We start from the raw sequence: 12,801 nt of genomic DNA on the forward strand, positions 1-12,801 counted from the left end.
GGTTTTTAGTAAATAAAGTTATTCCCCGGCAATACCGGAGCGTTCCACACTTTCTACAAAATGACGCTGTACGAACAAATACAGAATCAGAATTGGCAGAATGGTTAGAATACACGCCGCCATAACCTGATTCAGTCCAGTTGGGGCCATCCCAATAGAACCCGAAGTCATTTGCGACATCGTCTCCGCTGCCTGATTATTGGAACCATAAAACATCGCTAATCGCTGCGACAGATTATAGAAATCCGGTGTTGTTAAATACGTATTCGGTTCAAAGCTGTCATTCCAGTGCCATACCACAGAGAACAAGAATACGATCAGCATTGCCGGCTTGGCGATAGGAAACATGATTTTCCAGTACGTTCTGAATGCGCCTGCACCGTCGATACGTGCTGCTTCCTCCAACACTTTAGGCATGCCGCGGTAGAACTGAATAAAGATCAGTACGAATAATGCCCCCTTCAACCCGTGCCCAAACATAGAAGGAACCACAAACGGCAAATGTGTATTAATCCACCCCAAGTCACTAAAGAACAAATACAGTGGCACAACAATCGTCTGCGGTGGAACTAGAAAAGTAAACAGCAGCAGAACGAAACACACTGCGTAGCCTGGAAAACGGTATCTGGCAAAACCATAACCGATTAAGGAACAGCTTAAGATTTGCAGAACCGCACTCCCGAAGGAAATAATCGCACTATTTGCGAACCCGGCCCAGAATTTAAGCGAATCCCATGCCAGAAAATAGTTGCCAAAACTTATCTTTTTCGGAAGCCATTGCACTGTGGCATCAGCTACGTCTGTTACTTGCATCATGGATTTGGATACCATGTATAACAAGGGATATAGGAATACGAACGTTAAGCTGAGAATAACCAAGTAATAAAAAGCGATATTCAGCACCTGAAGCGAACGTTTCACGACCCTGTCCAGCTTGCCGCTTGCTTTTAGACGAGTTGTCAGATGTTCCATGTTCGTTGTCCGAACCTGCTTTACGGATTCCTTCAACATCTTCTACTTCCTCCCTTCGGTGGCACCGAGCGACTTGCTGAATAACAGGAAGACCAAACCCAGAACCAAGAAAATAAACACAAAATAAATCCAGCCCATCGCTGAGCCATATCCAAAATCATTATTCTTAAAGACGACATTCAAAATATGACTCATGATTTGATTATCTGCCTTCGTGAATGAGCTGACGATACTAAACAATGTGTTTACGAGCATCATCGGCATAATCATCGGGAAGGTGATTTTCCAAAAACTCTCCCACGCGGTTGCTCCATCACATTTGGCCGCTTCATACAGTGAAACAGAAATCGTCTGTAACCCCGCTAGAAAAATCAGAATTTGCACGCCAGAATCCCACATCACCAGCGTTAAAGATTCTGCATATTTCAGCAATGACTTCAAAATGTCGCCGGGGATAAAGTTATGGAGCTTATCATATAAATCCTGATTATAAAAAATTGGTAAATTTGCGGCACCCTGATCCATCAATTTGCCCAGAATCGCCCCTGAAGCAATGATGACCGGCAAAAAGAACACGCCACGGAAAAAGGTTTTTCCTACGAGTCCGCGATTTAGCAGAATCGCACAAAAGAGCGAAAAGATAAGAATTAACGGAACCTGAGTCACCGTCGACACCATCGTCGATTTCAGCAGAGGCAAGAAATTAACATCTGTAGTAAAAGCGGCGCGATAATGCTCCATCCCAACAAAAGTGGCCAGTAAACCGCCTTTGCTCACTTGGAGATCCTGAAAGGAATAATACAAGGAACGGCCCAGCGGAACAGCCATAAACACCAGAAATCCGACCAGCCACAGGCCGATGAAGGAATATCCTTCAACGAAATAACGCGCTCGCATCGATAGCTTTGATTTTTTCACTTCATCATCCTCCTGTTACCGCATAGCTGAATGCCTCGACGGTCTGACCAGACACGTCAACAGACTGCTCATTATAGTTGACTATAATGCTCACACCGTTTGCATAAGTCGTCCGAAAGACCTTACTTTGCAGCTGCTCATGATTCGTCATTTGCTGGTTGCTAATGCTGTCATAGACCTCTTTCAATGCGAGATAATTCTGCACAGAAGGTGCCAGCCAGTTCTCAAGACTAGAGCTGAACAGCCGGTCTGCCATGGTTCTCTGAAGATCGCTAGTCGGAGCATAGGTTAATTCATAACTTGGAAGGGCTCCATATTCCAGCGCCCGTAAGGTTTGGTTACGGGAATCATCGTACAGATTAACCGGGCTTGCTGTATAAGGCACTAAGCCGTGTAACACTAGTTGATAAAAAGGAATCGCCCGATCTGTATAGACAAATTGACTGGAGTCGAGCGGCACCTGATCAATCCGGTTCACATGTCCTAATGTATAGGCAAAACCATAATCTACTGCCGTGTTAAGCTCACCCTTACGGAAGTTATCCAATGCATTAACATAAGTATCTTCTGTAAGCTGGCGGTCCGTATTGGATTTATTATCCTCATCGGAGTATAGCAAGCTTCCAAAGTGTTCAAACTGTACACCCTTCACACCCAGATCCTGAAACTTGCTTAACTCAGCATTACTGCGTTTTGCGATAACACTAGGTTTCATTAAATAAAAATAGTCATCCGTATTCCACCGGGTAGAGAGATAATAGACGTACTGCTTCAAGACTTCACGATTAATACCGCGGACAGCATCTCTGCTTGCCTTCACGCCGTTGCTATCTTGGTAAGGTTTCACGTAGTTAGCTTTCAAATAAAGATTTACGCCCTTGCCTGCGGCATATTCCTGAAGCTCTTTTAGTCCCTTATTGCCTCCCAGCTTCTTCTCAACAGGGAATTGTTCTGGCTGGTTTCCGTATAAACCATTTTTGGACCATCCCTCGATCGTAATCTCTAGCTGAGTAACACCCTCTGCCTGATATTGATCAATCATGTCCTTGATTTGTTTAAACGTAGCTGCTTCTATAAAAGTTGAACCGATGACTTCATCACGTGAAATCCCACCGAGCACTTGAAGATACAATGGCGTGTTCTCAAGAACTACTTCCTTGACCTTTTTCTCCTCCATTAAGTAATTACGGTATTCCTTCGCCATCCCAACGTAGTTGGCTTCCTCACCTTGGAGCAGAACATAACGTACGTTACGATCGGTTTTGATCATCTCACCCTGATAATAAGGAATTTGGCCGGAATTGCCGACAAAAATAACATCATCCTTGCGCAGGGTAAATTCACTTGATGCTCTATAAAGCGAAATAGCGCGAATGCCTGATGGAACACCGTTGATTTTAGCGTCGGTATCTCCCTTAGTAACAATTGCTAAATATCCTGTGTCTCCCTGATAGATCCCAAACACTGGCAAGGCGATAGCTTTTTTAAGAGGTGCCGCCTTTTGCCAAGAGTTATCCGTAATTTCATGATTTTGTTTCACGAAGGTTTCGTCCCCGCCGTAAATGTATTCAGAATAACCTTTCAAATAAGCGGGATGATCTTTCCGAAACTCCAGCAATGCCCCTGAACCATCTGGAAGCATCATTGCCCCCTCTGCATCTTCTCTAGCCGCATGAAAAAATGGCAGCACCTCCAGACTCGTGAATTTCGCATTCCCCTCTTCCTTCAAATACTCCTGTGGAATGGAAGCCTCAAATCCATTAGCAGTCAGTCTGTACTCCAGAGCAAAAGAAAGCTTCAGGCTAATAAAAGCAAACTCCGCGCGGACGACATCTTGCTCAATCGTTACGGTAACCGTGGAGTCTTCATCTTTAAGTGGGTAGACCTGTGTAATGTCAGCCCCCTGTGTGTATCTGGCATAAATTGGCGCGGTCGTATATTTCTTAATATTTGGCATGGCTGTTCGCTCCAGCTGTGGAGATCCAAGCCACTCCTTATTTGTGATTTTGTCTGTGATGCGAAGATTTCCCGATTTCTCATCTACATATAAAATATAGCGTTCGTTCTCCAATGCTTTTGTTCCAGGCGTGACCGGCTGTAGCTCAACCTTCTGTACAGGTGCTGCTACAGCGGCTGGAGCCTGCTCTTCTACGGGATCCGTGGTCTCCTTTTCTTGCACAGAAGTGGCCTGCCCTTCAGCTGGTTCAGTCACCACCGATGTTTGCTCTTGCCCAACCTCTTTGCTTTCTTCAGTCTGAACAGACTGCGCAGCGGTGGACGGATCGGCGGAACTGTGTTCGGGTTGAACATTTATCACTGCGAACAGCATCATCACAACAATACAGAGAATGGCCCGCACTTTAACTTTTTTTCTCATCGTGTTACCTTTCCCTCCTTACGCGCGCAATCTCAATTCTTTGAGCAGATCGACAATAAATGAAACAAATTGATTGGAAATACCAAATAGCAAAATGCCTACAAACCAGATAATGGCGATCCCTATTACACTGATTATGGTGATAAAAATAACCTTGCGAATCTCAAAATCATGCAGGATCTTCACCTTCATTAAAATCAACCAAGCCACCCAAAGAATCACAAACTTGTGCAGCAGATTGAAGGTTGAAGCCTCATCCAGCGAAAGGACCAACGTTAGCAGTGTGACTGGGATGATAAAGAGCATGTATGGAACAAGCGCAAAGGCACTGCCCACAAAAATCTCTTTAAATTTCCCCTCACCATCCATAATCGTACTGACACCCCAGTTCGAGACACACCAGGTCAACCAAGGAACGATAAGCCAAATAAACTCATGAAACATAGAGATTTCATGCGGCTCTCTAGTTTGAAAAGCATACCCTGTAATCAGAATCGAGATCATTCGTGCCACAAAGGTCAGTAGAACGATGGCAATCCCCTGTATCCAGCGGATACGCTGCTTTCCTTGAATATCGTTATAGAACTGATAAGGATGAACTACAACCTGATGAATCATTCGCAAAGTGTTCATCCAATCTCCCCCTTTGCCGGTTCCAAAACTGCCTTGTTTCCTCTATACAGCCAGGTATGGAATCTCCGGTATAATCTCGGCGCACTCCAGAACAGTACTAAGAACAGTCCAATTCCGCCGGCAAAGAAATAAGTAAAGTGCTCCCGGATATACAATTTACGATATTCGCGGAAAGCGGATGAATAGTCAGCTTTGGAATTTGAAAGCTTGAAATAGCTCATAGATTCCTTATATTGCTCTGCTTTATAAAGCGCTTTGCCGATAGCCTGATAAGCCATATCATAATTGGCGTTCAATCGCAGCACCTCTTGCCATAAGGATTGCGCTTCGTCATAGCTGCCATCTACATATAGCAAAGATGCCTGATGAACCAAATCCGCAAACGGCGTGGTCCGGAAGCGATCGATTCTGCCCCGTCCTTTATCCACTACATAGATCAGACCATCAGCGGTTTGATCTACGGCGGAAGGAGTCACGAATAGTCCATTCTGATCCCCGATCCCGCCGAAGCTGAATAACAAATTCCCCAGCTTGTCATATTGGAAGACTTTACTGGACTGCAAATCCAGCGCGGTTATAAACCCGTTCTTATCAATACTGATGCCCATAAAAGAAGCCATACTGAATGGACCCTCGGAGTAATAATCGCCGTACCAGTGTTTACCAATGTTAAGCGTATCTACGCCTACCGGAGATAACCGTTTGATCTGGTTATACTCTTCGCCCAGGGTCGTGCTGTAGATAAATCCTTCTTCATCCAGATCCACGTTGGAGAACTCAGAAGGTTTAACGGTCGCCAGCTGGTTCTGCTGCTCTTTGGTGGCCACCAGCTTAATTAAGAGTCGTGTCCAGGAGAAGCCTACATGGTTCGCTCCATAGAACCCCTTGAACTTACCGCCCGAGTCAATTTGCAGCAACCCCTGCGTGTTACCATCGCTCACCACATACATATAATCACGCTTATCTACAACTAATTTAGAAGGAGAATAAGAGAAATTAGCACCCAGTAATGGGCTATCCGGTTTTAGAAACTCTTTTACAAACTTGCCATTTTTATCAAAAATAGCAATACGCGCGTTTTTTGTATCTGCTACATATACCGTTCCATCCTCTTTCACGAATACACCCTTCGGCTCCTGCAGCTTGCCGCTGCCCTCCGCATCACCGATCAGATTTAGCAGACGACCGTCCTTATCCATATGAACAATACGGCTATTGCCCGTGTCTACTACGTAGAGTGAATCGTCATCACTAATAAAGAGAGATTCCGGATTTTTGAAGGACCCCGTATCTGTTCCTGTTGGATCGATAGAAGAATCGTAGAGATAACCATTAATCGAGCGGACCTCATTGCCGGACTGATTCCACGTATACCCCTCATACGGGGCTTCGCCAGCTAGCGCCTGCCCTGGAAGCAGCAGCACTGGCAGTGTCAGCGTCACCAGTAGCCCTGTTAGCAGCATTTTTTTCATATTACGTCCTATCATCATGACTCCCCCTATTCCTTCAGCCCCGAATGGGCCATTGTCTGAAGCACCATCCGCTGCGTTAATATAAAGACAAGAATAGTCGGGAGAATCATCAAGAAGCTTGCTGCTGCCAAAGTGCCTACCCTAGCAACGACTCCGGCTCCACCACTGATGGTTTGGATGGCAAGCGGCAATGTCTTCATTTCCTGAACAGTCGTATAGACCATTGAAGGATACGGATCATTCCAAGCAGAAATGAAGCTAAATAAAGCAAAAGTCGAAATCGCCGGCTTAAGCATTGGCATCACAACCACCCAGAATACCTTCCATTCTGAAGCCCCGTCTATGCGGGCCGCCTCTAATAAAGCGTCTGGAAGCTGCCGCAGGAACTGGGTCATAAGAAACATTCCCATTGGTGCAGCCAGATAAGGTAAGATCATTGCAAAATACGAATTCATTAATCCGCTGCGGCTAATCAGCAGATATTGCGGTATTTGCAATACTAAGGGTGAAAACATCAGCGCCGCCACAATCATACTAAAGATAGCGCTTTTAAATGGCATATTGTGCTTGGCAAGCGGATAAGCCGCCATTGCTGAAATTAAGACACCCCCGACCACAATCCCCGATGTAACGACCACGCTATTGAAAATAAACCGTGAGAATGGCACCGCCGAAGTTCCGGTAATTAACAGCAAATCACGAAAGTTTACCAACGTCGGATTCACTACGAAAAACCGCGGTGGGAACAGGAATAGTTCGCTTGTTGGTTTTAAAGCAGTCACTGCCATATAGACAAGTGGCAGCAGCATAATTAGGCCAAACACCGTTAAGAACAGATATAAAAAGATGCCGCCATAGTCAATACGCCGTAAATTTATTTTGTGCATCTTAATCCCTCCCCAGCACTTTGAAGATGAGACGGTTGAGCCCAAGCATCAAAGCGAACAGTAATACAGCAATCGCTGACGCATATCCCATCTCAAAGCGGATAAATGCGTAGTCGAACAGATGCGCCATAATCGTATGGCCTGCATAAAGGGGACTCGGAAATCCAACAAGCCGCATACTGACGTCAAATACGGTAAGCGAACCGACCACCTGCATCACCGCACCGAATAACAGCTGCGGTTTGACGCATGGAATCGTAATGTACCAAAGCTCCTGCCAGCGGTACTTGACCCCATCAATTGAGCCAGCTTCATATAAATCTGTCGGTACATTTTGAAGTCCGGCCAGAAAAGCAAGGAAACCTACCCCCATACTCATCCATAAGGAAACTATGATGATCACCGGTACGATCGAATCTACATTTTGTAGAAATAAATAAGGTTCATTGATAATCCCCAGCTGAATGAGCCAGTGATTGAGCAACCCCTTGCGGTCGCCGGCGAACAAATACAACCAAACCACGGACATTGCTACTGCACTTGTAATCGATGGCACATAGTAGCATAGGGTATAGAAAAAGCGGAACTTCTGCGGAATCTGGCTAATCAGCCAGGCCAGCAAGAAGGCCATAATATAACCTATCGGACCTGTAATAATAGCAAATTTTAGCGTAATCCCAACAGCTTTAAGAAAGATATCGTCGTCTACAAACAACAGCTTATAGTTAGAGAAGCCAATGAATCTCGGTGTCTCAATAATGTTGTAATAGCTGAAGCTTAGAACGACGGACATGATAATAGGAACAATAGTAAAAACGGTGAACAGAATCAGGAAAGGGGCCAAGAAATAATAGGAAACTTTATTTTTCTTGATATCCAACCAAAGCTGAGCCCATTTCCCGGGAGTTTTCGTCGGCTGCATCTGTACGGCTTCGTTCTGTGCCGGTGTAATTATTTCACTACTCATTTCTGACCTCCTTCCTCTTTAGCGCTTGAAGTCTGGGAAGTTTCAATTCCGAACTCTTCGCGTTTCTTACTAAGCTCTTTATTGATTTCACGCACACCTTGCTCCATCGCCTCCCTCGGGAATTTACCGTTGAGCACAATTTCATTCCAGATGTTGGCGATATGCCGGGTCGTGTAATATCCTCCAAGCACCACTTCGCGCTCTTTAAACCACTCCCACTGTTCCATAATGGCGTCGATATCATCCTGCTGCCACGGCAGACGTTTGAGCGCTTCAACATTGGCTGTATTCCAACGAGCTTCAACACCCAGCAAAGACTCAAGCTCTGAGCCGAAGTTCTCCTGTGCATCCGCACTGGTCCACCATTTCAGGAACTCCCAAGACTCTTCTTTCATATCCGTATCCTTAAAAATAATTCCTGTCTGTGCAAGCCCGCCTGTAGAACGGTTAATCTGTCCATCGGCTTGTTCAATACCCGGCATTGGTTTCATGCCCCACCAGCCTGTCAACTCAGGTGCGGCAGTAGATAACAGAATGTATGTGGAATAATCAGCAACGCCGATTGGCATCTCTCCAGAACGGAAACGGTTATAGAAATCCGCTTGTTTCTGCAGCTTGTAGTTCGTAAAGAGTCCCGTCCACATTTTCATAGCTGTCAGTGCTTCTGGTGAATCCAGATCAGACAACATCCCATTATTCTTATAGAAATCTCCACCATACTGGAATAAGAACGGCGCAAACTCATTAATGGCTAGACTCGGATTGTTCGGGGCATGTGGATAATAGAAGTCCATCCCGTTTTGTTGCAGCACAGGAATCAGTTCCATAACCTCTTGCCACGTATTCGGAATATCCTTCTCGCTAATGCCCAGCTGTGCCATAATATCTTTCCGGTAAAAGAGCATCGTGAAGTTCTGATTCTCCGGCAATGCGAAGTCTCCGTTATCATACTTATAAGGAATCAGTGCGCCCGCTCTGAAACGTTCAGCAACCTCTTGATAATCCGAGAATTCATTCAGATTCACGAGTGAATTCCGCACCGCGAAGTCAATCGGCACTTCACCCTCAACCCCCAGTGCCACATCGGGAGCAAGTCCGGCAGTATTGGCTAATAACAGAATCTGCTTCTGATCCGCTGCAAGCGTAGGAATAATATTGACGTTCACCTTGATGCCCGTGTTTGGTGTAAAGTCCTCATCCACCATTTGCTTAATGATCTCCGCCCAATCACGTCCACGAGAGATCCAGACATCCAGCACCTTTTCATTTTTGTACGTATTTCCTATGCCGCTGTAATCCTTTGTAAAAGAACTAAAGAAGTCATACGTCATCGTCCCTACACGGGTATACCAAGGAGCCGCGTCTTTAGGCCATGGCTGATCTTCCGACTTCACTTCAATATAGTCCATTACAATACTCTGCTTCATTAATCCGTTGACCCATAAGCCAAGCGATGACTGCAGATCCGTAAATTGCTGAAGACGACCTGGAATACTTGAGGTATCCTTCGCCATTTCCAGGAACCGATCACGTGCTTCATAAAGCGTACTCAGCTCAGAGCTTCCATCCGCAACGCCAAAAGCATACATATCCTGCACGGCATCATCCAACGTCCGCGCCATCAAATGTAAACGTGGCACAAGATTAGGAATGTTCTGCTCCAGCTGCCAATCCCCGTTTGGATCGGGGTTCGTTCCCGTTACCTGCGTGATTTCACGTCCCAAAAGAGACATTTTATGTGTAGTGTTCAGCACAGCTTCAATCATTCCGCCTACACCCGATACTTGAACTTCCATCCGCAACGTATGCTTGCCTTGTTCGAGATAAAAGAAGTATTCTCCGTCCTCATTCCCCAGCTTGTTTACTTGCCATTCCGCTTTGTAAGGGAATTTCAAGGCATTCAGCTCTTGGAACGGTACCTCGCCATCAATCATAATCCGGCGTTCCACCGGTATCCCGTTTAGGAACCACTGGCCGTAACGAATTGCGATATTGTAGAGCCCTGACTCAGGAATCTCGAAATTCCATTCCGCCCATTGTCCACCCGTACGCCACCCGACACCCCCAAAACTATTAAGCACAATAGCATCTTTGTTAAAAGGTTCGGTGAGTGGCTCCCGGTCCTCGATCCGCTTCAGCGTTGGATCTGAACGAAGGGAGGATTCTTCTGCCTGAATTTTGATCACTTGATTCTGAACAGGCTTGTAACCCTTATTCTCATACTCCTGCTTCACTTCCGCATAAGTCGGGAGCGGTTCTGGAGAAAATATTCTCAGTTCACTAAGTGCAGCCGGTTCCCGGATGGCTTCCAGCTTCACCGTATGCTCCCCTTTGGTCAGATAAAAGCGAAAGGGATCCGCAGTTCTGGCCTCAGCATCTCTAAACTCCCGATATTGCCAGCCTGTTACCTCTTCCCGCTTGGGATTAAATTCATTCCCTTGATTGTCCAGCCATGGCTCTGCACTTTCCTTCCACATCCGCTGGAATTCCATTTTTTTTACTTGAGAGAATAAATACTCCCCATCAATCTTTACGCTTCGAATGATCGAGGATCGTTTACCAGGAAGGGCATAATACTCCATCCCCATCTGATATAACCCATCTGCCGGAACCGTAAATGTATATTCCACCCAGCTATCCTCTGCTTTAAGCGCTAGTACCTTGCCGGGTTTTCCACCAAGATCCGTCATTACCTCTGTACCTTCAGCACTAATGGCCGTATAATCCGCCGAAGGAATAGCAAGCGTAAAATCCGATGAGTCCTTTGCTCCATCCTGCTGTTTTTCCTCGTAATAGCTTAAGTAAGAGGCTTCGAGTTTTGAATTCACACTATCGCTTTCTAAAATAGAGCTTTCATCAACATCCGCATAAACGGGGATGCCCTCCATCGCTGAATTATCAAACCCTCGTGATTGATTCCACCACACTAGGGAGACTCCTAAAAGTACCAGTAACAACAAACTAATCTTATATTTTCGCAGTATGCGTAACACGCATCGGTCTCCTCCCATCTTTACGGGCCTCTCGGACTTAAGTGAATACAAGCAGGGCAGCTCTGGCAATTGCAGGCTGCCCCTCCTGTTATTAGATTTCCTTACGGCTGCATTCCCATTGCCTTTTTAAAGGCAGCAATTTCTTTGGAAGCTTGCTTCAAGACATCATCACCAATTTTTTGAATAGCCGTCTTGGAATCTGTGTTCTTAGCCAGTGCATCACCGATCGCCGCTATAAAGATTTCCCAGCCCTTGTTATCTACTGGTGTAAGGTGTTTGACTGGAATATCGTTGCTTAATTGCTCATATAGTTTAAATTCCTCTTGCCCACCCAGATATTCATTTTTAGTGTTTGCGTACCAATCAAGACTGGAAATATCCTTGTAACCCGGCTGAATGGAATGTTTTGTCCAAATTTTCCAAGCATTTTCACTTCTCATGCTCCACTGAATGTAAGCCCATGCCGCTTCTTTATTTTTGCTTTGCGAAGGAATAACAAAGCTTGAGCCGCCCATTCCCACGTTAATTCCTATTGGCAAACGGGTTACCTTCCATTTTCCGGCAAGCTCAGGGAATGTTTCCTGAAGTCCGCGCGCTCCAAATGAACCCGATACGACACCAACTAAATCACCTTTCAGAACTAGCTGTTTACCTTCGTCTGAGCCATAACCGATATGAGGTGCCCAGCCCAGCTGTTGTCCACGTTTTGTAATATCAAGAACTTTCACCATTTTGTCCGTATTACGTGTCCAGTTCATATCCTTATCAAAGTAGCCGACTTCATCTCCTGCCCATACGATCGGGCCATCGCTCCACTCCATGAAATATTTACCGTTAGCTTTCAAAATTTGAGCCAGGTTCAAGAGATTCTCTTCATCTTGCATGTATTCACCAAGCTCAGCAGGATCACTTGGCAATCCAAGCTCTTCAAAAATGTCTGCACGGTAGTAATAAACCCCCGGTGTCATATCCCAAGGCATACCAAGCAGCTGTGAGCTGTCTGGTGTCATCCAACGTTCCCAGTTATATGGAGCAACCAGCTCTTTATATTTTCCAGCGTTATAAGGCTCTTCCAAAAGATTCTCCAGCACATTGCCCGCCATATAACGGTTCAACTGGTACATTTCTACTTCAGCTACATCCGGCGCTCCACTACCTGCGGCGATTGTCGTTTGCAGCTTGTCATGCAGGTCGCCAAAGGGCATAACTACCGTCTTCAGCTTGATTCCAGGATATTCAGCCATAAATGCAGCGCCGACTTCCTCGAACACTTTTTCATTAAAGGCCCAAACGGTAACCTCACCTTGAATATCTTTGCTTGGCAGGTCGTTGGCAGGATCTGCTGCTTCCGTGCCCTCAGTAGCTGTTGCATTGGTTGGCTCACTAGCATTATTAGTTTTTTCAGTGTTCGTTTTACCGTTGTTAGCTGCATTTTGATTCGTCGTTGAGCTTCCAGCGCTGCTACAGGCTGACAGAATAAGCACAAAAACCATTACCATACATACGACTAAACTGCTCGTTTTTCTTTGCGAAATCATAACCTAACCTCCCTCTTAAATTGAACAAATAAATGCTTGTTTAT

9 protein-coding genes are annotated in these 12,801 nt (G+C 45.6%); all 9 read right to left on the reverse strand.

Features of this window, described 5'->3' with window-relative positions; translation table 11 throughout:
- Positions 1-18: 18 nt before the first annotated feature.
- A complete protein-coding gene (locus MHH46_RS25975) occupies positions 19-1,011 on the reverse strand; it encodes a carbohydrate ABC transporter permease (RefSeq protein ID WP_051491074.1) in 993 nt (330 codons plus the stop codon).
- A gap of 3 nt (positions 1,012-1,014) precedes the next feature.
- On the reverse strand, positions 1,015-1,890 hold the full coding sequence (locus MHH46_RS25980) for a carbohydrate ABC transporter permease (protein ID WP_081382489.1): 876 nt from the start codon (positions 1,888-1,890) through the stop codon (positions 1,015-1,017).
- A 4-nt stretch (positions 1,891-1,894) separates the two neighbouring features.
- Positions 1,895-4,267, reverse strand: coding sequence for a DUF5696 domain-containing protein (locus tag MHH46_RS25985; RefSeq protein WP_076194600.1), 2,373 nt, complete (start codon positions 4,265-4,267; stop codon positions 1,895-1,897).
- Between the two features lie 18 nt (positions 4,268-4,285).
- The gene (locus MHH46_RS25990) at positions 4,286-4,900 is read right to left on the reverse strand and encodes a YIP1 family protein (protein ID WP_076129177.1); all 615 of its coding nucleotides are present in this window, start codon (positions 4,898-4,900) and stop codon (positions 4,286-4,288) included.
- Positions 4,897-6,390, reverse strand: coding sequence for an NHL repeat-containing protein (locus MHH46_RS25995; RefSeq protein ID WP_143762424.1), 1,494 nt, complete (start codon positions 6,388-6,390; stop codon positions 4,897-4,899). The genes MHH46_RS25990 and MHH46_RS25995 overlap by 4 nt, the downstream gene beginning before the upstream one ends.
- Before the next feature lie 8 nt (positions 6,391-6,398).
- Positions 6,399-7,259: a carbohydrate ABC transporter permease gene (locus MHH46_RS26000; RefSeq protein WP_036679629.1), complete on the reverse strand. Its 861-nt coding sequence runs from the start codon at positions 7,257-7,259 to the stop codon at positions 6,399-6,401.
- Between the two features lies 1 nt (position 7,260).
- On the reverse strand, positions 7,261-8,226 hold the full coding sequence (locus MHH46_RS26005) for a carbohydrate ABC transporter permease (RefSeq protein ID WP_076129175.1): 966 nt from the start codon (positions 8,224-8,226) through the stop codon (positions 7,261-7,263).
- Positions 8,223-11,153 carry an extracellular solute-binding protein gene (locus MHH46_RS26010; RefSeq protein ID WP_076194598.1) on the reverse strand — a complete coding sequence of 977 codons (2,931 nt, stop codon included), beginning with the start codon at positions 11,151-11,153 and terminating at the stop codon, positions 8,223-8,225. The genes MHH46_RS26005 and MHH46_RS26010 overlap by 4 nt, the downstream gene beginning before the upstream one ends.
- A gap of 167 nt (positions 11,154-11,320) precedes the next feature.
- Positions 11,321-12,757, reverse strand: a complete 1,437-nt coding sequence (locus MHH46_RS26015; protein WP_076194595.1) for an ABC transporter substrate-binding protein — start codon at positions 12,755-12,757, stop codon at positions 11,321-11,323.
- Between the last annotated feature and the right edge of the window lie 44 nt (positions 12,758-12,801).

Source organism: Paenibacillus sp. FSL H8-0175 (genome assembly GCF_045040615.1).
GTDB classification, from domain to species: domain Bacteria; phylum Bacillota; class Bacilli; order Paenibacillales; family Paenibacillaceae; genus Paenibacillus_AQ; species Paenibacillus_AQ odorifer.

Bases quoted from the DNA above. Each gene is read 5' to 3' on its own strand.
- MHH46_RS25975 (WP_051491074.1), bottom strand. From the start codon at position 1,011: ATGTTGAAGGAATCCGTAAAGCAGGTTCGGACAACGAACATGGAACAT.
- MHH46_RS25985 (WP_076194600.1), bottom strand. From the start codon at position 4,267: ATGAGAAAAAAAGTTAAAGTGCGGGCCATTCTCTGTATTGTTGTGATG.
- MHH46_RS25990 (WP_076129177.1), bottom strand. From the start codon at position 4,900: ATGAACACTTTGCGAATGATTCATCAGGTTGTAGTTCATCCTTATCAG.
- MHH46_RS25995 (WP_143762424.1), bottom strand. From the start codon at position 6,390: ATGATGATAGGACGTAATATGAAAAAAATGCTGCTAACAGGGCTACTG.
- MHH46_RS26000 (WP_036679629.1), bottom strand. From the start codon at position 7,259: ATGCACAAAATAAATTTACGGCGTATTGACTATGGCGGCATCTTTTTA.
- MHH46_RS26005 (WP_076129175.1), bottom strand. From the start codon at position 8,226: ATGAGTAGTGAAATAATTACACCGGCACAGAACGAAGCCGTACAGATG.
- MHH46_RS26015 (WP_076194595.1), bottom strand. From the start codon at position 12,757: ATGATTTCGCAAAGAAAAACGAGCAGTTTAGTCGTATGTATGGTAATG.